At 43.9% G+C, this 25,792-nt stretch carries 25 protein-coding genes and 1 pseudogene; 18 read left to right on the plus strand and 8 right to left on the minus strand.

What is annotated here, in order from left to right; genetic code table 11:
* Positions 1–147 precede the first annotated feature (147 nt).
* From fumC to PGRAN_RS10090, 3 genes are all read left to right on the plus strand, one after another.
* Complete coding sequence (gene fumC, locus PGRAN_RS10080) at positions 148–1,530, plus strand: class II fumarate hydratase (protein WP_036066884.1); 1,383 nt, start codon at positions 148–150, stop codon at positions 1,528–1,530.
* Positions 1,531–1,611: 81 nt separating this feature from the next.
* Positions 1,612–2,745 carry a DUF445 domain-containing protein gene (locus tag PGRAN_RS10085; RefSeq protein ID WP_051998567.1) on the plus strand — a complete coding sequence of 378 codons (1,134 nt, stop codon included), beginning with the start codon at positions 1,612–1,614 and terminating at the stop codon, positions 2,743–2,745.
* 72 nt (positions 2,746–2,817) lie between these two features.
* Positions 2,818–3,171: a YlbF/YmcA family competence regulator gene (locus PGRAN_RS10090; protein ID WP_036067012.1), complete on the plus strand. Its 354-nt coding sequence runs from the start codon at positions 2,818–2,820 to the stop codon at positions 3,169–3,171.
* Positions 3,172–3,250: 79 nt separating this feature from the next.
* On the opposite strand, the gene PGRAN_RS10095 is transcribed toward PGRAN_RS10090, so the two are convergent.
* Positions 3,251–3,688 (minus strand): NUDIX domain-containing protein, encoded by a 438-nt coding sequence (locus PGRAN_RS10095; protein ID WP_036066886.1) that lies wholly within the window; start codon positions 3,686–3,688, stop codon positions 3,251–3,253.
* 158 nt (positions 3,689–3,846) lie between these two features.
* Here PGRAN_RS10095 and PGRAN_RS10100 point away from each other — a divergent pair, with 158 nt between their 5' ends.
* From PGRAN_RS10100 to yhaM, 4 genes are all read left to right on the plus strand, one after another.
* A complete protein-coding gene (locus tag PGRAN_RS10100) occupies positions 3,847–5,085 on the plus strand; it encodes a metallophosphoesterase family protein (protein WP_036066888.1) in 1,239 nt (412 codons plus the stop codon).
* Positions 5,082–6,299 (plus strand): AAA family ATPase, encoded by a 1,218-nt coding sequence (locus PGRAN_RS10105; protein ID WP_051998568.1) that lies wholly within the window; start codon positions 5,082–5,084, stop codon positions 6,297–6,299. Before PGRAN_RS10100 ends, PGRAN_RS10105 begins: the two co-directional genes overlap by 4 nt.
* Positions 6,300–6,381: 82 nt before the next feature.
* Entirely contained in the window at positions 6,382–7,890 is a 1,509-nt protein-coding gene (locus PGRAN_RS10110; RefSeq protein WP_149024038.1) for an ATP-binding protein, read from the plus strand.
* Between the two features lie 50 nt (positions 7,891–7,940).
* Entirely contained in the window at positions 7,941–8,879 is a 939-nt protein-coding gene (gene yhaM, locus PGRAN_RS10115; protein WP_036067017.1) for a 3'-5' exoribonuclease YhaM, read from the plus strand.
* Between the two features lie 538 nt (positions 8,880–9,417).
* Here the strand turns inward: yhaM and bla are convergent.
* From bla to PGRAN_RS10135, 4 genes and pseudogenes are all read right to left on the minus strand, one after another.
* Complete coding sequence (gene bla, locus PGRAN_RS10125; RefSeq protein ID WP_077914655.1) at positions 9,418–10,143, minus strand: class A beta-lactamase; 726 nt, start codon at positions 10,141–10,143, stop codon at positions 9,418–9,420.
* The gene (locus PGRAN_RS16325) at positions 10,109–10,336 is read right to left on the minus strand and encodes a hypothetical protein (RefSeq protein WP_051998570.1); all 228 of its coding nucleotides are present in this window, start codon (positions 10,334–10,336) and stop codon (positions 10,109–10,111) included. Before PGRAN_RS16325 ends, bla begins: the two co-directional genes overlap by 35 nt.
* Before the next feature lie 217 nt (positions 10,337–10,553).
* Positions 10,554–10,943: a tautomerase family protein gene (locus PGRAN_RS10130; RefSeq protein ID WP_036066894.1), complete on the minus strand. Its 390-nt coding sequence runs from the start codon at positions 10,941–10,943 to the stop codon at positions 10,554–10,556.
* 24 nt (positions 10,944–10,967) lie between these two features.
* Positions 10,968–11,721: pseudogene (locus PGRAN_RS10135) on the minus strand (DeoR/GlpR family DNA-binding transcription regulator).
* Between the two features lie 293 nt (positions 11,722–12,014).
* Between PGRAN_RS10135 and iolA the strand changes: the two are divergent.
* The 11 genes from iolA to PGRAN_RS10190 all read left to right on the plus strand — a co-directional run bounded on the left by iolA (position 12,015) and on the right by PGRAN_RS10190 (position 23,774).
* A complete protein-coding gene (gene iolA, locus PGRAN_RS10140) occupies positions 12,015–13,481 on the plus strand; it encodes a methylmalonate-semialdehyde dehydrogenase (RefSeq protein WP_036066895.1) in 1,467 nt (488 codons plus the stop codon).
* A gap of 16 nt (positions 13,482–13,497) precedes the next feature.
* Positions 13,498–14,310, plus strand: coding sequence for a 5-deoxy-glucuronate isomerase (iolB, locus tag PGRAN_RS10145; RefSeq protein WP_036066896.1), 813 nt, complete (start codon positions 13,498–13,500; stop codon positions 14,308–14,310).
* Positions 14,311–14,326: 16 nt separating this feature from the next.
* A complete protein-coding gene (gene iolC / locus PGRAN_RS10150) occupies positions 14,327–15,304 on the plus strand; it encodes a 5-dehydro-2-deoxygluconokinase (RefSeq protein ID WP_036066897.1) in 978 nt (325 codons plus the stop codon).
* Positions 15,305–15,325: 21 nt separating this feature from the next.
* Positions 15,326–17,236, plus strand: coding sequence for a 3D-(3,5/4)-trihydroxycyclohexane-1,2-dione acylhydrolase (decyclizing) (gene iolD, locus PGRAN_RS10155; RefSeq protein WP_036066898.1), 1,911 nt, complete (start codon positions 15,326–15,328; stop codon positions 17,234–17,236).
* Between the two features lie 21 nt (positions 17,237–17,257).
* On the plus strand, positions 17,258–18,157 hold the full coding sequence (gene iolE, locus PGRAN_RS10160; protein ID WP_036066900.1) for a myo-inosose-2 dehydratase: 900 nt from the start codon (positions 17,258–17,260) through the stop codon (positions 18,155–18,157).
* Positions 18,154–19,590: a sugar porter family MFS transporter gene (locus PGRAN_RS10165; RefSeq protein WP_051998571.1), complete on the plus strand. Its 1,437-nt coding sequence runs from the start codon at positions 18,154–18,156 to the stop codon at positions 19,588–19,590. The genes iolE and PGRAN_RS10165 overlap by 4 nt, the downstream gene beginning before the upstream one ends.
* 38 nt (positions 19,591–19,628) lie before the next feature.
* On the plus strand, positions 19,629–20,672 hold the full coding sequence (gene iolG, locus PGRAN_RS10170; protein ID WP_036066902.1) for a bifunctional inositol 2-dehydrogenase/D-chiro-inositol 1-dehydrogenase: 1,044 nt from the start codon (positions 19,629–19,631) through the stop codon (positions 20,670–20,672).
* Positions 20,656–21,522, plus strand: coding sequence for a sugar phosphate isomerase/epimerase family protein (locus PGRAN_RS10175; protein WP_036066903.1), 867 nt, complete (start codon positions 20,656–20,658; stop codon positions 21,520–21,522). The genes iolG and PGRAN_RS10175 overlap by 17 nt, the downstream gene beginning before the upstream one ends.
* A gap of 23 nt (positions 21,523–21,545) precedes the next feature.
* Positions 21,546–22,382: a 2-keto-myo-inositol isomerase gene (iolI, locus tag PGRAN_RS10180; RefSeq protein WP_036066904.1), complete on the plus strand. Its 837-nt coding sequence runs from the start codon at positions 21,546–21,548 to the stop codon at positions 22,380–22,382.
* Between the two features lie 65 nt (positions 22,383–22,447).
* Positions 22,448–23,317, plus strand: coding sequence for a class II fructose-1,6-bisphosphate aldolase (gene fba / locus PGRAN_RS10185; RefSeq protein ID WP_036066905.1), 870 nt, complete (start codon positions 22,448–22,450; stop codon positions 23,315–23,317).
* 76 nt (positions 23,318–23,393) lie between these two features.
* Positions 23,394–23,774 (plus strand): VOC family protein, encoded by a 381-nt coding sequence (locus tag PGRAN_RS10190; protein WP_036066907.1) that lies wholly within the window; start codon positions 23,394–23,396, stop codon positions 23,772–23,774.
* A 46-nt stretch (positions 23,775–23,820) separates the two neighbouring features.
* On the opposite strand, the gene PGRAN_RS10195 is transcribed toward PGRAN_RS10190, so the two are convergent.
* The 3 genes from PGRAN_RS10195 to PGRAN_RS10205 form a co-directional block, all read right to left on the minus strand.
* Complete coding sequence (locus tag PGRAN_RS10195; protein WP_036066909.1) at positions 23,821–24,702, minus strand: peptidylprolyl isomerase; 882 nt, start codon at positions 24,700–24,702, stop codon at positions 23,821–23,823.
* 145 nt (positions 24,703–24,847) lie between these two features.
* Positions 24,848–25,036 carry a hypothetical protein gene (locus PGRAN_RS10200; RefSeq protein WP_036066911.1) on the minus strand — a complete coding sequence of 63 codons (189 nt, stop codon included), beginning with the start codon at positions 25,034–25,036 and terminating at the stop codon, positions 24,848–24,850.
* 11 nt (positions 25,037–25,047) lie between these two features.
* Positions 25,048–25,590: a DUF3267 domain-containing protein gene (locus PGRAN_RS10205; RefSeq protein WP_036066912.1), complete on the minus strand. Its 543-nt coding sequence runs from the start codon at positions 25,588–25,590 to the stop codon at positions 25,048–25,050.
* Positions 25,591–25,792: the final 202 nt, after the last annotated feature.

Raw genomic sequence — 25,792 nt, forward strand, 5'->3', positions numbered from 1 at the left:
ACAGAATAGGCGCTGAGAACGGCACTTTTTCTGTAGGTTTTTTAACGCTTGGAAGTAGTTTATTGAAACGGTGTTAAGGTATTGCGTTACTATTGATTTGTTGCTAGGATAGAATTAAACACGCAAGTCAATAGGGGGAGAATGAGTATGGAGAGAATAGAACGCGATACGATTGGAGAGATAGCGGTTGCCGGGGATAAGTTCTGGGGAGCGCAAACGGAGCGCAGTAGACAGAATTTTAAAATTGGTGAGGAAAAGATGCCAAGTGAGGTTGTGAAGGCTTTTGCGCAGTTGAAGAAGGCGGCAGCAAAGAGTAATGCGGATCTTGGAAAGCTAAGCGCGGAGAAGACAGCGGCGATTGTGGCTGTTTGTGATCGGATCGTTGCTCATGAACTGGATGGGCATTTTCCACTTGTGGTTTGGCAAACGGGCAGTGGAACGCAGTCCAATATGAATATAAACGAGGTTGTGGCACATGTAGCGGGTGATTCGGTGCACCCGAATGATGATGTGAATATGTCACAGAGCTCGAATGATACGTTTCCGACGGCGATGCATATTGCGGCTTATTCAGCGCTAGTGGAGCGCTTGCTACCGGAGCTAGAGGCAATGCGTGAGGTACTAGCCGTGAAGAAGGAAAAATATTGGCGAATGGTCAAAATTGGCCGAACTCATTTGCAAGATGCGACACCGCTTACGCTCGGTCAGGAAATAAGCGGTTGGGAAAGCATGATTTCGCATGCGCAAACTTTCATTGTGCAGAGTATGGATCATTTATTGGAGCTTGCTATTGGTGGCACGGCTGTTGGTACGGGACTCAATGCGACAGCTGATTTTGGAGAACGGGTAGCCAAGCATTTGGAAACCGATACGGGATATCCGTTTCGGTCGGCGGCTAATAAGTTTTATGCTTTGACGAGTCATAGTGAGCTTAATTTTGTCCACGGAGCATTGCGGGCATTGGCGTCAGACTTGATGAAGATCGCAAATGATGTGAGATTTCTTGCGAGTGGGCCACGAAGCGGTATTGGTGAACTACAGATTCCAGCGAATGAGCCAGGAAGTTCAATCATGCCTGGGAAGGTGAATCCTACGCAATGTGAGGCGTTGACAATGGTTGCGGCACAAGTAATGGGAAATGATACGACGATTAATGTGGCGGCAAGTCAAGGAAATTTTGAGCTTAATGTGTATAAGCCGGTCATAATTTATAATTTTTTACAGTCTGTACGCTTGTTGGCAGACGGGATGCGTTCGTTTAGAGTGCATTGTTTGGAAGGGTTGGAAGCGAATGAAGAGGCGATGCAGAGCCTGGTGGATCGCTCCTTGATGCTTGTAACCGCGCTTAATCCACATATTGGTTATGAAAAAGCGGCAAAAATTGCGAAGACGGCATTCGCTGAAGACTTGTCTTTAAAGGAAGCCGCGATACAGTCGGGGTTTGTGACGGCAGAGCAGTTTGAAGTTTGGATTGATCCGCTTGCGATGACGAACATAGATGATGGGGAAAACGGTCATACTTTAGGCTGAAATTAGAGCGAAACCATTGTATCGGAGGTATAAATGCCGTAAGATGATAACACGACGTAGAGATTAGAGGGTGACGCTATTTTGAACGCTTGGATGACAATTTTATTTATGGTGATTGTTGGGGCATTTATTGGTGCTGCAACGAATTTTATTGCTATTCGGATGCTTTTTAGGCCGTTTGAGGCAAAATATATTGGAAAATGGCGGGTTCCGTTCACGCCTGGTGTGATTCCAAAAAGGCGCGAGGAGCTGGCTGTGAAAATCGGTGAGGTTGTTGCAGAGCATTTGTTAACGAATGAGGCTGTGCAAGAAAAGCTTTCTGAGGAAACGCTACGCGCGGAGCTAATCGTTACAACAAATGAGTTGGTTCTGGAGAAATTACGAGTGGCAACAACGCCTAATGAATTATTAGCTCAGTGGGATATGACGGAATTTGGTGATACTGCACATGTGCGAATAGAGGTATTTTTGCAGGGACAGCTAGATCAGTTTTTCGTTAAGCGTAATGACCAATCAGTACAGACGGTGTTGCCGGATGTGGTACAGCAAGAGTTGGCTCGGAAAATACCGGCGATCACGACACAAACGCTACAGAAAATAGGTTTATTTACAGCGAGTGATGCTGGGAAATTGCAAATAAAAGCGATGATCGAGCGAATCTTGGCGGAGCATGGCAAAGTTGGCGGTATGGTCGGGTTATTTTTGAACAACGACACTTTTGTAACGCGGATGCAAAAAGAGGTTGTGAAATTTATCGGAAAGCCTGAGACGGCAGGCGTTTTGGAAGCTTTGATTGTCTCAGAATGGCAACAATTTTCGGGACGAGCGTTGATAGATGTGATACCGGTTTCGAAACAGGAGAAGTTTTCGGAGCAGCTTGTTGCTGAAATTATGCGGACAGTCCAATTGGAGAAATGGATGGATACGCCGGTTCAGGAGTGGATTCGACCGTATGAGCAGGAGATTTTGGATAAAGTCGTGCCATTCCTAGTGGATGCGGTGCTGCAGTTTGCGCGAGAACATAGTGCGGATGTGATGAGAAGGCTTGAGATCGGCAAGATGGTGCAACATCAGATTGAAGCTTTTTCACTTGCGGAGATGGAGCAAATCGTACTTGATATTTCAGGAAAAGAATTGAAAATGATTACCTACTTGGGAGGATTCTTGGGAGGTTTCATTGGAATACTTCAAGGAGTTATCGCTATTTGGTTTTAACTTTTGCCCTTGCCTGCGAAATTTGATATAGTGGGGAAGGAAGAAAATTTCGTATATATGGAGGAACATTACATGACTATCAATATTTATGACATTGCAAACGATTTAGAGCGAGGCATTCGTGAAACGGAACAATTCTCGAATTTAAAACAAGCTTATGCGGATGTGAACGCGGATGCTGAAGCGAAAGTGAAATTTGACCGTTTCCGTGAAGTTCAGGTGACGATTCAAGAAAAACAAATGTCAGGTCAAGAAATAGATGATGACACAATTAACTTAGCGCAAGAAGTGGCTGAGGAAGTGCAAAGCAATGCAGCAATCACGAACTTAATGGAAAAAGAGCAAGCGATGAGCTTAATTATTAATGATTTAAACCGCATTATCATGACTCCGTTACAAGAGTTATATGACGTAAAAGAAAAATAATATAAAAAAAGGGAAGCATCGTACAAGCCAAGTATATAATGGTTTTGTACGATGCTTCTTTTCCTTTTGATTTCGAGCTCTATTTACTTTGAAGAATCTGGACAGCTTTTAATGCGGCGGGTGTGGCGTTTTTATCTGTGAGAAGCTCCATTGGAACCCATTTGTAGTTGAGAGTTGTAGCTGTTTCTGTTTGGAAAATTAGTGGAACAGCTTTCTCGGCTGAAAAATCTACTTGCATATAGAAAAGCGCAGTGATGTGTTGCAAAATACGTTTATCAAGAAATGGATAGCCAACAAGGAAATCGTAAACGCCAAAATTGGCCGTGATATCGGGCTTTCCGCCAATTTCGGCAATATTTCGTTTGAGGCAATCCATTAGTGTTTCGTCATCGTTTAGCTTGCCCCCAGGTAAATCCCACTTTTGTTTATATGGATCACTTTCACGCAATATCATTAATAGTTTTCCATTTTCTTCTGCAATGCCGTATACGCCAAAGCTGCGGTGCCAATTACTCATTTTTATTCCCTCCTGTGGTGTGTTATGTTAAGAATAGCATGTTTTTCGGCTAATGGGGAGCCTTTTTGGAAAAATTTTATTCGTAATGGAATATCGTTGTGTTAGCAGTTGTTTATAGGGTATAATAGAACGTATATTCGTAAATTAGGAGGACTACAATGAAAGAGGTAACATTTGTACATATGGCGGATTTGCATTTAGATAGCCCATTTTTAGGCTTGAAACACTTGCCAGATGCTGTTTTTAGGCAGTTAAAGGATAGTACTTTTGTGTCGTTTACGAAGGCTGTAGATGTGGCTATTAGGGAAGCGGTTGATTTTGTTATAATCGCTGGTGATATATATGATGAGGAAGATCAGAGCATTAAAGCGCAGGCGCGGTTTTACCGTGAGATGGAGCGATTGAATCGGAAGGGTATTCCGGTGTATTTAATTCATGGTAATCATGACTATGTGGCGAAGTATCAAGATCGATTGCAACTACCAGTTAATGTAACGGTTTTTGATACGGAATTGGAATGGCATCGCTTTGTGAGTGAAACGGGTAGTGTTGTGAATTTGTATGGGTTTAGTTATGGGGAACGGCATATTCGTGAGACTATCTATGATAGGTATAGGCGTGAGGGGAAGGCGGATTTTCATATTGGGTTGTTGCATGGATCAGAGATGACGGGAAACCCTACGCAAGATGTGTATGCGCCTTTTCGTGTGAATGAGATGCAGGAAATGGATTACTGGGCGTTGGGGCATATACATTTACGGCAGATTTTGACGAAGGAACCGATGATTTATTACCCGGGAAATATTCAGGGGAGGCATCGCAAGGAAACTGGGGAAAAAGGCGTGACGATTGTTTCGCTGAGTGAGACAGGAGCAGAATTAAAGTTTGTTGATACAGCACCGATTATTTGGGAAGAGAAGGATGTTGTTGTGGAGACGGAGATGGATATTTCAGATTTGTTTCAGCTTTTGATGCAGCTAGTAAAGGAGTCAGCAAGAGCAGATAAAGCTGTTCTTTTATCGCTTGTTGTGCGTTCGGAAGTAGCGCTCAGTGGTGATGTGAAGCAGCGAATGGATAGTGGCGAGTGGTTGGATATGTTACAGGAGCTTTGGATCGATGAGCCGAACTTTGTTTGGGTAATGCGTGTTGGCTATCTGGAAGCAAAACGGGATACGGATTGGTTGGCATCGTCGGGGCTTTTGACAGAGTGGGAATTAGCAAAAGAGACTTTGAAACAGGAGAGTGAGTTTTATAAAGCGACATCAAGCTTGTTTGCCAATGGAACAATGCATCGATTTTTAAAAGATTTGGATGAGTTGGAGCGAGATGCGCTTGTGGATGAATCCGCTGATTTGCTTGAGAATATGCTAGAACAGTTCAAGGGAGACCTCAAATGAAGATTATTGAATTAGAAATTATAGGATATGGTAGATGGGAAAATAAAAAGATAACGAATTTGCAGGATTTTCAATTGTTTTTTGGGCCAAATGAGGCTGGAAAGTCGACCATTATGGCGTTCATTCATAGTATTTTATTTGGTTTTCCTACTAAACAGCAGAGTTTACCGCGGATGGAGCCAAAGAATAAAGGCGCGTATGGTGGAAAGCTATTATTAGAGGATGATACACTTGGTCATATCACGGTAGAGCGATTACGCGGCAAAGCTACGGGAGATGTGACGCTTTATTACGAGGATGGTTCGATTGGCACTGAGACTGATTTGGAGAAACTGCTAGGTGGGATGGATCGATCGCGTTTTCAATCTATTTTTTCGTTTGATATTCATGGGTTACAAAATGTGCAAAATTTGAAGGAAGTGGATTTTGAAAGGTATTTATTAGCAACTGGAACGATTGGATCAGATGTTTTGATTCGGGCGGAGGAGCGCTTGCAGAAACGTCTGGATGAGCTTTTTAAGCCAAGTGGGAAAAATCCGAAGTTGAATCAGCAGTTGGTGAAAGTAAAGCAGGCCTTTGCGACGTATCAGGATGGAAAGCGAAATAATCAGCAGTATTTGCTTATTGTGGAAGAGCTGGAAGCGGCAAGGCTAGCGATGACGCAGTATCAATCTGAGCGGCAAAGATTGCGGACGGAAATGGAAATAGATGAATCGCTACTTAAAGTTTGGCCGGTGTATGCGGAATGGCACTTTCTATGCACGCAAATGGAACAGTTGGGAGATCTGACGTTTCCAGCGAACGGGATCGTTCGATTGGAGCATTTGGAGGGGCGGATGAAGGAGTTAAACGCGCAGCTCATTCAGTGGCAAGAGCGTTTGGTACAACTGGTGGAAAAGCAACGAGCAAGTGATTTTTGGAGCGATACTGATGCGGAGAAAGTGGATCGTTTATTGGAAGCATGGCCACTTTTTCAGGAATGGAAGCGGCGTCAGATGGAGTTGCAGCAGGAGCTTGTTTATTTGGAGCAGAAAGAAGCTAGCCAGTTTGCCATGATCGAAGCGGTGAAGGTGATCCCGGAAGATGAGGATATCTTAGCGATGCAATTAGATGTGTCGGTGGAGCGTGGATTGGAGGTTTTAGAACAAGAAGCGGATCAAAATCAAAAAAGCGTTAGAGGAGCAAGAGCGGCAGTTAGAATGGGGGAAACATGAGCTAAATCAGCTACAAAAGCAATGTGAGGATTTAGAAGGCGATTTATGGTCTTCTGCTAAATTTCAACAAGTGCAACAACAAATGGAGAAACGGGAAACGAGAAAAAAGAAGGATTTCCCGGTTACAGTGCTTGGCCTAGTGCTATTATTTTTGGTGAGTTTGATTTTAGCTGGGTTTTTGCAGTGGCTTGTTTTGTATTTTGTTGCTTTTGTCTTCGGAGCAGGAAGCTTCGTCTTGTGGTTGTCATTTAGCCGGAAGAATATTGTAAATACCACTTATAGTCCAGCAGAGTATGCCGAGTTTATGGGGCAGAAACAAGCACGCGTGGCGCTTAAGGAGTGCTATGATGAGATGGATCGGGCGTCTTTACAAGCGGAGCAGCGCGAACAGAAGGCAATGCAAATACGGCAGGCTGGTTCGGAGTTAGATGCTAAGTGGCAGAGCTATCGGGAATTATTTTTTCTGCCGAGTGATTTTTCTGGGAAGCGATTAGGAAGTGTTTTGTATGTGTGGCGTGAGATTCAGCAAGGAATAAAAAGTAAGCGCAAGGCTCGAAATGATGCGGAAATTCTGACTGTGAAAGTATCGGAGTGGGAAGAACGGTTGGAAATGTTGGCAGAGCAACTGAGCTTGGATGAGCTACCGACGGAGGAGCAGGTTATGGCGCTTAAGGCAAAAAGGCAGGCTAGGAAGGAATTTGTGTCGGAGATTGCGAAATCACAGGAGAAAGAGGAGCAGTTGCGGAATCAGATTGCGATTTTAGAGCGGGAGAAGGCGTCGATTGCGCTGGATAAATCGGAATTATTAAAGGCTGCGAATGTGAAGAGTGAGGAATTATTTAGGCAGAAGGGACTTCAGGTCGAACAACAGTGGAAATGGCAGGAACGGGTCGTCTTACTTCGAGCGCAGTTAACAGATGCGCATTTGGAAGGACTTGCGAATGTGCAGCAAGAAAGCGATATTAGTGAGCAAATTCTGGCGCGCAAGGATGCGCTTCGCATGATTGATACGGAATTGGATAAGTATAATAAAGTGCTTGCAGAAAGGGAATTAGCGCGGGAGACACTCGAGGATGGACAGAGCTTTTCAGATCGGATGCAACATTTTTATTCGGAGCAGGAGGCTTTTCAGGAGCTGGCGCAGGAATGGGCTCGCGTCAAATTAGCAAAGGATATGGTTAGTTCGATTATGCGGAAGTTACAGGAAGAGAAGTTGCCAAAGGTATTGATCCGAGCAACACATTTCTTTGATGTTCTATCGAAAGGAAATTATACGCAGGTTCGCTTTGTAGAGAATAGGCTGCAAGTGGAAAGGCGTGATGGACTACGATTTTTCCCGGAAGAGCTTAGTCAGGCGACGAAAGAGCAGTTATACTTAGCGATTCGGTTTGCAGTAATTCAGATGTTACATGCAGAGCAGCGTTTGCCGATTATTATTGATGATAGTTTTGTAAATTTTGATGAGGAACGTTTGGAAGAAATTATGGTATTATTGCAGGAGATACGTCGCGAGAACCAAGTGATCTTTTTTACGTGTCACAAGCAGCTCAGTAAATATTTTTCCAAGGAAGCGCAACACATGCTATACTAGAAGGGTAAAGTAGAGGCGAAATGGAATCAGAGAAAGTAGGCGATCTGAAGATGGATAAGAAATTATTGGATTATGAAATTGGAGAAGGGCTCGATCTGTTTCTATTAATCAAGTCGAGCACGAAGGGAATCGCGAGTAATGGCAAGCCGTTTTTATCGCTGGTATTACAGGATAAGTCTGGGGAGCTGGAAGCGAAACTTTGGGATATCTCAGACAGTGATGAGGAAAGTTATGCGAGTCAAAATATTGTAAATATCGTTGGTGAAGTGCAGAATTATCGTGGCAGAAAACAGTTGAAAATTCGCCAAATTAGGCAGACTTCTGGGCTTGATGGCGTGAGCATTGGGCAGTTTATGGAGACGGCACCGATTGATAAGGGCGAGATGAGTGAAGAGGTCACAAAATATATTTTTGAGATGCAAAATCCGAATTTGCAACGAATTACGCGTGCGCTTTTGAAGAAATATCAAGATGATTTTTTTGATTATCCGGCGGCTGTGCGCCATCACCATGAGTTTGTGTCGGGACTTAGTTTTCATGTGGTGTCGATGCTACGATTGGCGAAATCGATTGCTGACTTATATCCAACGGTGAATCGTGATTTATTGTATGCTGGCGTGATATTGCATGATCTGGGGAAAGTGATTGAGCTATCTGGACCGATTTCTACTACATACACATTGGAAGGCAATTTGATTGGTCATATTTCGATTGTAGTGGAAGAAGTGAGCAAGATGGCGGATGAGCTTGGAATTGAGGGCGAGGAAGTTGTGATCTTGAAGCATGTCTTGTTGAGCCATCACGGTAAAGGTGAATGGGGTAGTCCTAAGCCGCCGCTTGTGAGAGAGGCAGAAATTTTGCATCAGATTGATTTAATGGATGCAACGATGAACATGATGGACAAAGCATTACGACATACCAAACCAGGCGAATTTACAGAACGAGTATTTGGGTTGGATAATCGATCGTTTTATAACCCGAAATTTTAAATGAAAAGCTTAGGAAGCCCGTTAGCCCCGAAAAAACTTGGAGCGGCCGCAATGAAAACCCGGTCCTGGTTTTTATGGAGGGCGTGAAAGTTTCGAGGGGCTGGCTTCCGAAGCTGGATCCAACGAAAAGCTGAAACGGCCCGTTCAGCTCCGAAAAAAACTGGAGCGGCCGCAGTAAAAAGCCGATCTTGCTTTTTGTGGAGGGCGTGAAGTTTTCGAGGAGTTGGCCGTTGAAGCTGGATCCGAAAGGCGCAGGTCATGATGCAGTACATGGATTACATGCCCTCTTTCGTTTTCATGCATATTGAGGCTCTCTGGATTCTCTGCTCCTTAACTTGTTTCGCTAATAATTCGAGGATGGGCGTCATAAGAGCCGCTGGGGGATTACATACCTATGCATATTGAGGCTCTAACTCAGCAGAGTACGCTTCGTGAGAGCCACAACAAAGTCTTTCCGCAGGCACAATCTGAAAATATGCACCACTACAAAAAAGAACACTTGTTGATCTGAAAAATCAACAAGTGTTCTTTCCTAGTTTTACAATGCAAAATACTTACTAAGTACCTTTGCTGCATCTGCTATCAATTGGTCGTCATACTCTGCGTCTTCCGTATCTTTTTTAGAGTAGATAACCCAAACTAGTGGTTTTGTGTCTTTATCTTTTGGATAAATCACTGCGATATCGTTTCGTGTACCATATGAACCTGATCCGGTCTTATCACCAACAATATAGCCTTCTGGAACACCAGCACGAATTAGTTTATCTCCTGTTGTATTATCAATCAGCGTTTGCTTGAAATAGTTGAAGTTATCTGTTGGCATGTTTCCCTTCTTCACTAGAAACGCCAGGTTTTTCGCCATTGCTTCGGGCGTTGTTGTATCCCGTTTGTCTCCTGGTACAGCCGAGTTTAGCTCTGGTTCATATCGATCGGATTGCGTGACCGTATCTCCTATTTTTACCAACTCTTTTTGATAGGCTTTAGGTCCACCTAATTCATGGAGCATTAGATTGGCTGCGGTATTATCGCTGTAAGTCATAGCTGCATTGATAATTTCCTTCAGGGTCATACCGTCTTCCGTATGTTTTTCTGTAATGGGTGAATGATCGATTAAGTCTTCTTTTTTGAAATGGATGCGCTTATTCAATTGTTCAAGTGTTAAATTTTTAAGTAAAATACCACCAGCGATGGCTTTGAAACTAGAGCAATAGGCGAATCTTTCCTGGTCGTTATAGCCAATTGTTTTGTTGGAAGCGGTATCGATACCATGGACTCCTAATGTTGCACCGTATTTTTTTTTCTAGTTTTTGAAGGTCTGATTTTAGGGATGCGGCAGCTTTTTCCGTTTTTTCTGGCTTTGTCTCGTCTTTACTGGAAGCATTCGGTGTATCACAGGCTACTAAAGTGGACATTGCAATAATAAACGTTAGACCTACTAGCATTCTTTTAAGATTCATTTTCATTACCTCCTATGTCTATTTTATTACAAAGCTCACTTTACGTTACAAAATTAAAGATAATCTATAGAAAAAAGAAAGAAAACCTTAACATTTTATTAATACTGAAAATATTGTCTTTATTATAAAAGAAATTAGATAAGACATAAAAGTTTAATATTTAACAATAAAAAAGTGATTCTTCTGCTTTTGTTGGGCGGAAGAATCACTGTTTTATTTACAATTTCCCGGTGAGGAACTGGGCTTCTCCCAATCCGAAGCTCCAATCGTCATTGTCATTCTCTGTAATCGAAATCATCAAATCGGTGGAGGTAATCCCGCAGATCAAGTCTAGTCGTTCTGCTGTTAGGGCGTACAGCCGTTGTTTTTGTTCGCTAGTACGCTTTTTGCTCACAATGCTCAGTAAGACAAAGCTTTTTGTACGTGTGAATCCTAGTCCTGTATCTTGTATGATCATTTCGTAAGGTTCGTGTTGGTGGACGATTTGGTATCGATCACTTGAGGGCACTTCAAACGCTTCTACCATCGCTTCATGTGCCGTATCCACAAGCTTTTTAATCTCCTCAGGTTTGCGTCCTTTTATCAAATCAAAGCGCAATAATGGCATTTTCAAAACTCCTCTAATTTCAGATTATTTACTCGCGATCCAGATATTATTTTGCCCGCAAAAGGCTCTGTATTCTTCGGATAGTGGTTGAGATGTAACAATCACACTTACTTCTTCTAGTGCGCAGTAGGTGAGCAGGGTGGATTTTTCATATTTGGAATGGTCGGCAAGTAGAAAGACTTTTTCTGCTTTTGCAACGATTCGTTTTTTTAATCTCATATTCCAGGAGGTCTGAATTCGTCAAACCGTGGGTAATGGAGACACCTGTTGCTGCCATGAATGCTTTATTGACATTGTATTTCTCGATCGTATTTGAGTCATCTGTGCCAACAAAGGACTTGGTTTTGCGTTTGTAGTTATTACCAATGATGATTAAGTTAATGTTTTCCATCGTTGCTGCGGCGTTAATCACATCCAAATTATTTGTTAAAAGTGTCACATTGATATTCCTAGGCAAAAACGCCATCATATTACGCGTTGTCGTACCGGAATCAATGAAGATAATCTCATCTTCTTCTACATATGTGGCGGCAATTTCACCGATGATTTGTTTTTCTTCTTGGTTTGCATGGTCGCGATTTTCAAATGGAATCAGCCGTTCTGATGTCGTTCTGACCCCACCATACACTTTTTGAATTGTGCCATTTTCGAGGATTTTGTTAATATCGCGACGAATGGTGTTCTTTGAGACATCAAAATGCTCACATAATTCGTCCAGAGATGTTGTGCCTTTTTCGTGTATGAATTTTTCTACTAATTGTAGTCGCTTCTCCTTCATTTGCTCATTCTCCTATCCATCAATAACTTGCCTAAATTTTAACACATATTCAAAAGTTAATCAACATGTAACAAAAATAGGCGGTTATCTTGTTTTATATAGCGATTTTAAAAAGTTTTGGCTATGTTTTGATTTGTAATTGGAAATTACAGATTGACATTTACTCATTGGAAGTATAGAATGTAATCAAGATGTGACCAAAAGATAACTTTTGGACGGTTATCTTCCGGTGCTTTGCTAGATTTTATGAGGTTGGGAATTATGAAAGCGTTTATATACGAGGAGGAAATGGAATGACAGAGGTTAGAAAGTTGAAAAATTTTATTAATGGGGAGTGGGTAGCTAGCGAGACGGCGGTTTATGAGGATGTGATTAATCCGGCAACGAAGGAAGTTGTGGCGTTGGTACCGATTTCGACGCGTGCGGATTTTGATTATGCGGCGGATGTAGCAGCCAGGGCTTTTAAGAAATGGCGGAATATTGCGGTTCCTAGACGGGCGCGAATTTTATTTAATTATCAGCAATTGCTACTCCAGAATAAGGAAGAGTTGGCGCGCCTGATTACGATTGAGAATGGGAAGAATTTGACGGAGGCGCTTGGTGAGGTGCAACGTGGGATTGAGAATGTGGAGTTTGCAGCAGGGGCACCAACGCTGATGATGGGGGATTCGCTTGCTTCGATTGCGACGGATGTTGAGGCGACAAACTATCGTTATCCGATTGGTGTCGTTGGTGGGATTGCTCCATTTAACTTCCCGATGATGGTGCCTTGTTGGATGTTCCCGATGGCGATTGCGGTTGGAAATACGTTTATTTTGAAGCCCTCGGAACGGACGCCGCTTTTGACGGAGAAAATTGTCGAACTGTTTACGGAAGCGGGATTGCCGGATGGGGTCTTCAATGTGGTTTACGGGGCGCATGATGTGGTCAATGGGATTTTGGAACATCCGGAAATTAAAGCGGTTTCGTTTGTTGGCTCGAAGCCTGTTGGAGAGTACGTTTTTAAAAAAGGAAGCGAGAACTTGAAGCGAGTTCAGGCGCTGACCGGTGCGAAAAACCATACGATCGTGCTTGCGGATGCGGACCTTGATGATGCGCTAACGAACATTATTGCTGCGGCGTTTGGTTCTGCTGGGGAACGGTGTATGGCGTGTGCGGTTGTGACGGTGGAAGAGGCGATTGCGGATGAATTTATGGCGAAACTGACGGAACGTGCGAGTCAGATCAAGATTGGGAACGGCTTGGACGACGGCGTTTTCTTAGGTCCGGTGATTCGGGCGGAGAACAAAGAGCGGACGCTTGCTTATATTGAGAAGGGCATTGCGGAAGGGGCAAACCTTGTTTATGACGGCAGAAGTGACGGGCTAGATGACGGTTATTTTGTGGGACCAACGATCTTTGACGAAGTTACGACGGATATGACGATTTGGAAGGATGAAATTTTTGCGCCGGTGTTGTCGGTGATTCGGGTGAAAAACTTGAAAGAAGGAATCCAAATTGCGAACGAGTCTGAATTTGCCAATGGTGCTTGTTTGTTTTCGACGAATGCGTCGGCGATTCGGTATTTCCGGGAGAACATAGATGCGGGAATGCTTGGCGTGAACCTAGGTGTACCTGCTCCGATGGCGTTTTTCCCTTTCTTCGGCTGGAAATCATCATTTTTTGGGACGTTGCACGCGAACGGGAAGGATAGTGTCGATTTTTATACGCGTAAAAAAGTCGTAACGGCGCGGTATCCGAAACCGAATTTTGAAGACTAGAGGAGATGTTGGAAGGATGGGAAAATTACTTCGGAAGCCGAAATTACGGGAACAAGTTGTGCAAGATGTGAGGCTTGGTGATGGGAATTCACCGCTTGACTATGTTGGTTTTAAGATGCTGGATTTGGCAAAAGGAGAAGCATATGAGGAGTCGCTGGGGAAGCTGGAAGTGTGTATCGTTGCCTTGACTGGACGGATTACAGTGACTGATTTGGAGCAGACATTTTTGAATATTGGACGGCGGGCGAGTGTGTTTGAGCGGATTCCGACGGATAGTGTGTATATTTCGAATGACCGATCATTTCGGGTGATAGCGGAGTCAGATGACGCGTGTGTGGCGTTATGCTATGCGCCTTCTGATAAGCAGTTGAAGACGATGCTGATTCCGGCTGAAGCAAATGGAATGGAGCAGCGTGGTAAGTATAATAATCAGCGGACGGTGCACAATATTTTACCGGATTCGGTTGATACAGCGAATAGTTTGTTAGTCGTGGAGGTTTATACGGAAGGTGGCAATTGGTCGAGTTATCCGCCGCATAAGCATGATCAGGACAATTTGCCGGCGGAGTCATTTTTGGAGGAGTCGTATTATCATGAGATGAATCCAGCGCAGGGCTTTGTTTTTCAACGGGTGTATACGGATGATCGGTCGATTGACGAGACGATGACTGTAGAAAATCGCGATGTGGTACTAGTTCCGGCGGGTTATCATCCAGTTGGTGTGCCTGATGGGTATACATCATACTATTTGAATGTGATGGCTGGGCCAACACGGACGTGGAATTTTCATAATGACCCAGCGCATGCGTGGATTTTGGATCGAAAATAAGGGGGAATGTTGCGAGATGAAATATCCATTTGATGAAACGAAAAAATATGATGTGATCGCGGTTGGGCGGGCTTGTATCGATTTGAACGCGGTGGAGTATAATCGTCCGATGGAAGAGACGATGACTTTTTCAAAATATGTAGGTGGTTCGCCTGCGAATATTGCGATTGGGACGGCAAAATTAGGACTGAAGGTCGGTTTTATCGGCAAAATTCCGGATGATCAGCATGGTCGTTTTATTGAGCAGTATATGCGTGAGGTTGGTGTGGATACGACACAAATGGTGACGGATCAGGATGGGCACAAGACGGGGCTTGCTTTTACGGAGATTAAAAGCCCGGAGGAATGCAGTATTTTAATGTATCGGGATCAAGTGGCGGATCTTTATTTGGAGCCGAACGAGATTAATGAGGCTTATTTGAAGAAAACAAAAGCGCTCGTGATTTCGGGTACGGCGTTGTCGCAAAGCCCGTCGCGGGAAGCGATTTTAAAGTCGGTGCAATTGGCGCGAAAGCACGATGTAACGATTGTTTTTGAACTCGATTATCGTCCCTATACGTGGAAATCAGCGGAGGAAACGGCGGTTTATTATCAATTAGTCGCGGAACAGGCGAATATTGTTATTGGTACGCGTGACGAATTCGATATGCTGGAAAATAGGGGGAATGGTGAAAACACAGCGACGGTTGTAGCACTTTTCCGACATGCGCCAGAACTGATTGTGATTAAACACGGCGTCGAGGGCTCTTTTGCATACACGAAATCGGGTGAAACATTCCGCGGTAAGGCCTACATGACGAAGGTTTTGAAAACTTTTGGTGCGGGAGATTCCTATGCGTCGGCGTTCTTGTATGCGCTTATCAAAGGTGAATCGATTGAAACCGCGCTAAAATTCGGAAGTGCTTCGGCCTCGATTGTCGTTAGCAAACACAGCTCATCAGAAGCAATGCCAACCGTGTTAGAAATTGAGGATTTGATTGCAGCACAAGTTTAAAAAGAGGAGGTGGAATGAGGTATGGGAACGATTCGCCTAACGACGGCGCAAGCTTTGATAAAATTTATAAATCAGCAGTATGTCGCGATTGATGGACATATTACGCCATTTGTGGAAGGGATGTTTCAAGTTTTTGGGCATGGGAATGTGCTCGGGATCGGGCAAGCACTTGAAGAAGATCCGGAGCATTTGAAGGTGATTCAGGGCAAGAATGAGCAGGGCATGACGCATGCGGCGATTGCTTTTGCGAAACAGAATTTGAGGAAGAAAATTTATGCAGTCTCAACGTCGGCTGGACCGGGAGCAGCGAATCTTGTTGCGGCGGCTGGGACGGCTTTTGCGAATAATATTCCAGTTTTGCTTTTGCCGGCAGATACGTTTGCGTCGCGTCAACCTGATCCGGTTTTGCAGCAGTTAGAGCAGGATTATAGTGCGGCGGTGACGACGAATGATGCGCTCAAGCCAGTTTCGCGATATTGGGATCGGATTACGCGTCCAGAGCAGTTGATGAGTAGTTTACTGCGGGCGTTTGAAGTGATGACAAATCCTGCGACGGCTGGGCCGGTAGCGATCTGTATTTCGCAGGATGCAGAAGGCGAAGCGTATGATTATGATGAGGCTTTTTTTGAGAAACGGATTCACTATATGGACCGAAAAATACCGAGTGATCGCGAGCTTAGCGGGGCGGTGGCACGAATCAAGGAAAGTAAACGCCCCGTCATTATTGTTGGCGGTGGTGCCAAGTATTCAGAGGCACGTGAGGCGTTGATCGCGATTTCTGAACAGCACAATATTCCGCTTGTGGAGACGCATGCAGGGAAGTCAACGGTCGAATGTCAATTTAAGAATAATCTAGGCGGGACGGGGATTCTCGGCACGAGTGCAGCAAACGCAGTGATTCGCACGGCGGATTTGGTGATCGGCGTCGGCACGCGTTACACGGACTTCACGACCTCCTCTAAAACGGCTTTCAACTGGGACAAAACGCGCTTTTTAAACATTAATATTAGCCGTCCTCAAGCCTACAAACTCGATGCATTTCAAGTCGTCGCAGATGCAAAAATAACACTTAAAGGGCTTGCTGAACGCCTAGGAGACTACGAAACGTCATATGGTGAGGAACTTGAAAAGCTCAAAGCTACATGGCTCATAGAGCGGGGTCGCTTAGCAAATGTGAGGTTTGATCGCGCCAACTTTAACCCAGAAATCAAGAACCAATTCGCTCAAGAAACGTTGAATGAATATGCAGATGCTCTCAATACGGAGCTCTCACAAACAGCGGCTTTTCTCGCGATTAATGAGACGGTTGCCGAAGATAGTATTGTGGTTGGGGCAGCTGGTTCGTTACCAGGCGATTTGCAACGACTTTGGAATCCACAAGTACCAAATACGTTCCATCTCGAATACGGTTATTCTTGCATGGGGTATGAAATTTCCGGTTCACTCGGTGCAAAATTAGCGGCGCCAAATCAAGAAGTTTACGCAATGGCAGGAGATGGTAGCTTTCTCATGCTACATTCGGAGTTAATTACGGCATTGCAATATAACCATAAAATTAATATTTTGCTGTTCGATAACGCTGGTTTTGGCTGTATTAACAACCTGCAAATGGAGCACGGTAGCGATAGTTATTTTTGTGAGTTCAGAACGGCAGATAATCAAATTATGAACATTGATTACGCCAAAGTTGCAGAAGGGTATGGCACAAAAACCTACCGGGCAAACACGATTCCAGAACTAAAAGCTGCACTAGAAGATGCCAAAAAGCAAACGGTTTCCACGCTAATCGAAATGAAAGTTTTACCGAAAACGATGTCGGATGGCTATGATGCATGGTGGCACGTTGGCGTTTCAGAAGTTTCCACGAAAGAGAGTATCCAAAAAGCGCATGAGGCAATTGCAAAAAAATTGGAGAAAGCTAAAAAATACTAGAAGCACAGGAGGTATTTGCTCATGATCACATGGGGAATCGCGCCGATTGGCTGGCGCAATGATGATATACCAGAAATTGGAGCAGGAAACACGTTGCAGCATCTACTGAGCGATATCGTAGTCGCTGGATTTGAAGGAACAGAAGTCGGAGGATTTTTTCCCGCGGCGGACATTTTAAATAAGGAACTCGCGCTTCGTCAGTTAAGAGTCGCTGGGCAATGGTTTAGCAGTTTTATCATTCGAGATGGTGTGGAGTCGGCAAAACAGGCATTCACGAAGCACTGTACCTACTTGCAAAAAGTGAATGCAAATGTAGCAGTTGTTTCGGAGCAAACGTATAGCATTCAAGGGCTTACCAAGAATGTATTCACGGAGAAACCACATTTTACTGCGCAAGAATGGGAACTTCTGTGCGAGGGGCTCAACCAGCTTGGTGAGATTGCTAACGTGCATAATTTGAAGCTTGTCTATCACCATCATTTAGGAACGGGTGTCGAAACGGTTGCTGAGATAGATCAACTGATGGCTGGGACGGACCCTACGCGGGTGCACTTGCTTTATGATACTGGTCATATTTATGTGGCAGAAGGAGATTATATGGCACTTCTTGAAAAGCATTTCGACCGCATTGCGCACATTCATTTCAAAGATGTCAGAAATGACGTGATGATTGCCTGTGAAAAAGAGCAGCTGTCCTTCCTGCAATCCTTTTTAAAAGGGATGTTTACGGTGCCAGGCGATGGTTGCATTGATTTTTGTGAAGTGTATCAGCGCTTATTGGCTGCAGAGTATAGCGGTTGGATTGTTGTGGAGGCGGAACAAGATCCCGCGATTGCGAATCCGTTAGAATACGCCTTAATGGCCAGAAAATACATTGATGAAAACTTGCTACAAGCTAGAGTAGGGGAGCGATCGTTATGAAAAGTCCAGAACAAGATGGCCCAGAGTTGGTTTTAGAACAGGCACCGGCGAATAAGCGAACGCCGAAAGCTTATTTACGCTTAATCACGATTATTTCGACTTTTGGTGGCTTGCTATTCGGTTATGATACGGGGGTTATCAATGGAGCCTTGCCTTATATGTCACAGGCAGGGCAACTCAATTTAACGCCTGCTGGAGAAGGTATTGTCGCGAGTTCGCTCCTATTTGGAGCTGCATTCGGCGCGATATTTGGTGGGCGATTGTCGGATCGGAGTGGACGTAGACGCAATCTTTTGACACTAGCTGTCATTTTTTTCGTGGCAACACTTGGTTGTACATTCGCACCTAGCATGGCTGTCATGGTTATTTTTCGAGTCTTATTAGGGCTTGCAGTCGGTGGGGCTTCCGTAACCGTACCGACATACTTAGCAGAAATGTCTCCAGCGCATAGACGTGGACGGATGGTAACACAAAATGAATTAATGATTGTGACCGGGCAGTTATTGGCGTTCACATTCAATGCCGTCATCGGAACAACATTAGGTGAAGACGGCAACGTGTGGCGTTACATGTTAGTTATCGCAACGATTCCAGCCGTGATTCTTTGGTTCGGCATGCTAATTTTACCAGAAAGTCCGCGTTGGCTCGCTTCTAAAGGCAAAATTGGCGATGCTTTGCGCGTACTACAACAAATTCGCGAACAAAATGAAGCCAACAAGGAACTCACAGAAATTAAAGACAACATTGCCGCCGAACAAGAGATCGAAAAAGCAACATTTCAAGATTTGAGCGTCACTTGGGTACGGCGAATCCTCTTTATTGGGATCGGAATTGCGGTTGTCCAGCAAATCACTGGTGTCAACTCGATCATGTATTACGGAACCGAAATCTTGCGTGATGCCGGTTTTGGAACCGAAGCTGCATTAATTGGAAATATTGCAAACGGTGTTATCTCTGTGCTCGCGACTTTCGTCGGTATTTACTTACTCGGAAAAGTCGGGCGGCGACCAATGTTGATTACAGGGCTCATCGGCACAACTTGCGCACTGCTTTTGATCGGTATTTTATCGATGTTATTACAAGGCACGACCGCGCTACCATATGTGGTACTGAGTTTAACCGTCACTTTTCTTGCGTTCCAACAAGGCGCGATCTCACCGGTTACGTGGCTCATGCTCTCTGAAATTTTCCCGCAACGATTGCGCGGCATTGGGATGGGAACAACCGTATTTTGCCTCTGGATTACGAACTTCCTAGTCGGCTTTTCATTTCCGATCTTACTAGCAAACGTGGGGCTATCCATCACTTTCTTCATGTTCGCAATACTTGGTGTCTTCGCAATTCTTTTCGTCAAAAGATACTTACCCGAAACAAAAGGGCACACGCTCGAGCAGATTGAATACTACTTCCGAAACTATATCAAATTTAAATAATGAAAGCGCTATAAAGCAGAGAATTGGAGGAAAAAAAGATGAATGTACGATTTGGAGTTATAGGAACAGGCGCGATTGGGCGCGAACATATTAAACGGATTAGCCAAACACTAGCAGGTGCGGAGGTCGTTGCTGTCACCGATGTCAACCAAGCGGCAGCCCAGCAAGCCATTGAAAATTTCAACCTAGACGCAAACGTGTATCCAGATGATAAAGCGCTAATCGCGGCAAAAGACGTCGATGCGATTCTCGTTTCCAGTTGGGGACCAGCACATGAGGAAAGCGTGCTCGCAGGAATTGAAGCTGGAAAGTATATCTTCTGTGAAAAACCGCTAGCAACAACGGCAGAAGGCGCGCGTCGGATTGTCGATGCTGAAATGAAATACGGAAAGCGACTCGTCCAAGTGGGTTTTATGCGCCGATACGATCATGGTTACGTCAAATTGAAAGAGGCAATTGATGCGAATGAAATCGGTGAGCCACTGATGATTCGTTGCGCTCATCGTAATCCAACCGTACCAGAAACGTATTCGACCGATATGGCGATTACGGACACACTGATCCACGAAATTGACGTTTTACATTGGCTTGTGGATGACGATTATGCGAGCGTTCAAGTCATGTATCCGAGGAAAACGAAGCACGCGTTGTCGCATTTACGCGATCCACAAATCGTGATGATCGAAACGAAAGGCGGCATCTCGATTACGGCAGAGATTTTCGTGAATTGTCAGTACGGCTACGATATTCAGTGCGAAGTGATCGGCGAAGAAGGCATCGTGAAATTGCCGGAGTTCTCGAATATTGTGACGCGTAAAAGCGGCAAGTTGAGCCAAGATATCTTGATGGATTGGAAAGACCGATTCCTAGATGCGTATGATGCTGAGATTCAAGACTTCATCGATTCGATTCGTAAAAATGGGGCGCCACAAGGTCCAACATCGTGGGATGGCTACGTGGCCTCGGTAACCGCTGCAGCTTGTGTCAAAGCGCAAGAATCTGGTGTGACGGAGCCGATCGAACTTGATGAACGACCAGCATTCTACGATGAAGGGGCGAGAAAGAATGAAGTTAGCGCTTGATCCAAGCATGTTTCGCGATAGCATGAGCATTGAACAAATGATTTACAAAACTGCTGAGCTTGGTTATAAATACATCGAGCTGAGTCCACGCGAGGATTTCTGTCCTTTTTATAAATATCCGAAAGTCGATAAAGCCAAAATAAAACTCGTGAAAAAATGCTTACGAGATACAGGTCTAGAAATATCATCTTTGTTACCGCTTTACAACTGGGCAGGACCGGATGAAGCGCGTCGCGTGGCTGCGGTTCGGAATTGGAAACGCGCCATCGAAATCGCGGTCGAATTAGATGTAGATCTTATGAACAGTGAGTTCAGTGGGACGAAATACAATCCTGTCGTTTGCGAAGAGAAATTCGTGAAGTCTATGGATGAGTTGATGCCCGTTTTCGAAAAAGAAGGCGTACGTCTAAATTTGCAGGCGCATCCGCTTGATTTTATCGAGACGAATACGGGTGCTATCGATATGATTCGCGCATTGGATAAAGATTGGATTAAACTTGTATACTCGACGGCCCACACGTTCTTTTACGATGATGGCATTGGTGATGTTGAAAAAATGCTAGATGAGGCAGGCGACCTACTCGACCAAGTCCTGTTCGCTGATACGTTTAACCATAAAGCGGCTTACGGCTTGCGCTACATCGTGAACCCGCCCGACGCCGAAGTAACGATTCACCAACATCTCAATATTGGGCAAGGCGAAGTCGATTTCGAGACGATTTTCCGTAAAATGCGTGAGATGAAATTCGACGGAATTGCGACAAATGCCGTTTTTGCTTGGGCAGATAAAGCCGAAGAATCCAGTGATTTCATGCTCCAAACGATGAAAAAAGGTCTAGGCCTGAGCTAAAAAAGAAAAGAGGGGATACAACGATGAAGTTATGTTTTAACGAAGCAACCACACTTGAAAACTCCAATTTGGAGAAGGATTTAGAAATCTGCGAGGCACACGGCTACGATTATATCGAGATTCGAACGACCGATAAGCTACCAGAATACTTAGAAACACAAACATTGGACGATCTTGCAGACTATTTCAGGGCACATCACATAAAACCATTGGCTCTAAACGCGCTCGAGTTTTTCAACAATCGCGACAAAGAAGGGCATGACGCTATCATTCAGGAATTCCAAGAAATGATGACCGTCTGTGATAAAATTGGAGCTAAATACGTCGTTGCAGTTCCACTTGTCACGACCGATAAAATTTTGAAAAAAGATATTAAAGCGAACAGCATCGCGGTACTTGAAGAACTGTCCGATATCGCGAAACCACATGGCGTCAAGATTGCTGTTGAATTCATCGGCCATCCAGAGTGCACCGTGAATACCTTCCGAGATGCCTATGACATCGTGCAAACCGTCGATCGTGATAATGTCGGTCTCGTTTTTGACTCCTTCCATTTCCATGCGATGGGTTCTAATATCGAGGATCTAAAAAATGCAGACGGCTCGAAAATCTTCATCTTCCATATCGATGATACCGAAGATTTCCAAATTGGACTTCTTACAGACGATGATCGCGTTTGGCCAGGTCAAGGCACGATTGATCTCGATGCCCATATCGCAACCCTCAAAAAAATCGGTTATAGAGACGTTGTTTCCGTGGAACTTTTCCGACCAGAGTATTACAAATTAACGCCCGAAGAAACCATTCAAAAAGCGAAAGAAACCACTGTCAGCGTCATATCGAAACATTTCAATATATAAAAAAATCCACGAGTGGCACGCAAACACTCGTGGATTCTGCGTCTTAACAAAGAGGAGGAAAACCCATGTTAGTATCCCTAAATGAGGTCATAACAAAAGCATACCGCGAAAAATATGCCGTCGGACAATTCAATATTAACGGTTTATCGTGGATTCATGGCATCTTAATCGCCGCCCAAAAAGAATCATCACCTGTCATCGTCGCAGCATCCGATCGCATGGTTGATTTTCTTGGCGGATTCGAAATCATCACATCCATGGTTAAAAAGCTAATCACCGAGTACCACATCACGATCCCAGTCGTGCTTCATCTCGATCATGGAACCACCGTCACACGCTGCAAGCAAGCCGTAGATGCCGGATTCAGCTCTGTTATGTATGATGGCTCTAAACTCCCAATCGCCGAGAATATCCGACGCACGAAAGAAGTCACCGATTACGCCCACGCGCGCGGCGTCAATGTCGAAGCAGAAGTCGGCACGGTCGGCGGCAATGAAGACGGCATCATTGGCAATATCCACTACGCCTCACTCGAAGAATGCGTCGACCTTGTCCAAGCAACTCACATCGATGCCTTAGCCGCAGCACTAGGTTCCGTCCACGGCAATTATCAAGGCGAACCAACGCTTGGCTTTCAAGAAATGGCTGCTATCCAGCAAGCCGTCGCGATCCCGCTCGTCCTCCACGGCACATCAGGAATCCCAACCGCCAAAATCGATCGGGCCATCACACTTGGACACGCCAAAATCAACGTCAACACCGAATCCAACAAAGCTTGGCTCGAAGCCACCCGTCAAGCACTCGCGGCCAATCTAAGCACACACGAACCCCAAATCATCTTAGAAAGTGGGCGCGAAGCTATCACACAAACCGTCCAATCCAAAATCCGCGAATTTGGCTCCGTTGGTAAAGCATGGCCCACACTTAATTTTTGAATCCCGCTAGAAATCTTGTTATACTAAACAGGCAATCGAACTTGATATGCACAACTTTTAGAAATGGGGAATAATGATGATTAATAAAATCGGACAAGTGATGATTTACGTCAACGACCAAGATGCGGCAGCAAAATTTTGGACAGAAAAAGTAGGTTTTGTAATCAAATCTGAGAACGAACCAAATGCTGCAGAGCGCTGGATTGAAATCGCACCAACAAAAGATGCCGCAACAACATTTGTCCTTCAAGACAAAGTAGCAGTAGCCAAAGCACAACCAGAAATGAACCTAGGAACACCATCTATTTTGCTCTATGGCGATAACCTAGATGCTATGTATGAAGACTTCAAAGCAAAAGGCATCACAGTTGGCGCCCTTGTAGACATACCAAACATGGGTCGCGTCTTCAACTTCGCTGATCCCGAAAACAACTATTTCGCAATCCTTCAAAAATAAGAAAAAGGCATGAAATCCGTGAAGATTTCATGCCTTTCTTTAATGCTTATTTAGATGAATCAGTTGCAGATCCGTCGTATTGTGTAAACGCATCTTTCAAATCTTTATCATCGATCTTAACGTCAGCTTTTTTGTATAGTTTTTGTAATGCTGCCGTTTTTGCTTCAGCAGTTACTTTTGATGCCAAGTAGTCTTTCTTCACTTGTGCTTTGTCTTTCTCAAAAGTAGTTTTTGCTGGGTGGTCTAACATTTTGATGATGTGGTAACCAGCATCTGTTTTAACAACTGGGCTGATGTCACCCTTGTTTTTAAGTGCGTAAGCTGCTTTTTCGAATTGAGGTAACATTTTACCAGGACCGAATGGAGCTAGTTTACCACCTTGTGTAGCAGAACCTGTATCTGTAGAGTTAGCTTTTGCTAATTCTTCAAAGTTACCACCAGATGTTACTTTCTTGTGAAGCTCATCTGCTTTCGCTTTATCAGTAACTAGGATGTGTTCTACCGTGATGTTTGGTTGCCAAGTTTTGTAATATGCTTCTAATGCTTTATCGCTAGTATCAACAGAAGCTTCTACTGCTTTCGTGCTTAGAAGATCGAATTTAAGGTAATCAGATTTAAATGTTTTCTCCGTATAACCACTTTGTTGTAACATGGTTGAAAGTTGTTCACCATATTGATCTTTGAAAGTCTGGAATGCTGCATCGATGTCTTTATCTGATACTTTGTATTTGTCTTCTAAAATTTTAGTCATTGTAAGTTGAGAGATATACTGATCCCCAACTTTAGCTTTCATGGCATCGTAAAGCTCTTGTTGCGTTACGTCACCTGCTTTTGTTTCTACAACAGCATCGTTCGCTGAGTTACCACAAGCTGCTAAGCTGAATAGACCCATCATTGATACCATACCTAATACTAATTTCTTCTTCATTAATTAATACACGCTCCTCAAAGTTTTAAATAAGTTCTGCTTAACTACCCTTTCATCATACCACAAAATAGGTGATAATAAAGTAAAATGTCAAAAATCTAATCTATTTCTAATTTTGTATGTTTTAGATCGCATACTCTTTTGCTCAAGATAACACAAATCCTTCAAGCGTTGCTGAAAATAGCAATAGCAGTACAGCAATATTCACGATGCGATAAAATAATTGACATTGTTTCGGATTGAACTCTTGTTTTGTTGCATATCGCTCAACTAGCAAATTAAAAGAAAGTAAAGCGACTACTCCAAAAACGGTGTACAAGACGTAAAGTAACACTGTATTCCTCCTTACTCTTCTGAAACAAGCACCGAAAAGCCACGATCAGCATCTTCTACAAAAGTATGTTTTGGTGTTCCGAGAATGTTTCTAGTATGCATGAAATCTGGATAGCACATACCTACATGCACCGCAATCAAAATAAGAAAGAGCGGGGAATGAAGTACGGGTGTTGTAAACATAGCAACGAGCAATACCGCTGAAATCAGAAAAAATGGTAATGCCAGTGATGCGATGTAGCGCCATTTTGGGATGACGCGTCGGACTCTTACTTGTAAACAGGGCAATATATAGAAATGGCGCTTAAATCGCATTTGTACGCCATCACGATATCGCAGTAATGCAAGTAAATGCAGTCCTTTGTGGATCGGGTAGAGCGTGAGCAGGGCGATAAACGTCGGTAGTTCAAAGACCATGACAAACTGCCCTGGAAAAACCAGATTTTCGATTAAAAATAAAACGCACATGACCGCGAGGGACACTAGACTGGATTTAAAAAAGACACGATTATACTCATCTTTTCGTTCCACATTGATTGTCTTTAAACAACGCATGGATAACTAATCCTCCATTACAAAGAAATATGTGACGCTCAGTCTGCTTATTAAGAAAGATTATTTACGTAAATAGCCTCACTGATCACCTTAGTATTGTAGTCCCTGTGACGCTTTTTTTCAACCCTTTTTCAGGAATATTTATATCGCTGTGAATAATATGTGACAAATGTAGCTTTTTTTACAATTAAAAAAAAGTGCA

Origin of the sequence: Listeria grandensis FSL F6-0971 (assembly GCF_000525835.1) — a bacterium.
Taxonomy (GTDB): domain Bacteria; phylum Bacillota; class Bacilli; order Lactobacillales; family Listeriaceae; genus Listeria_A; species Listeria_A grandensis.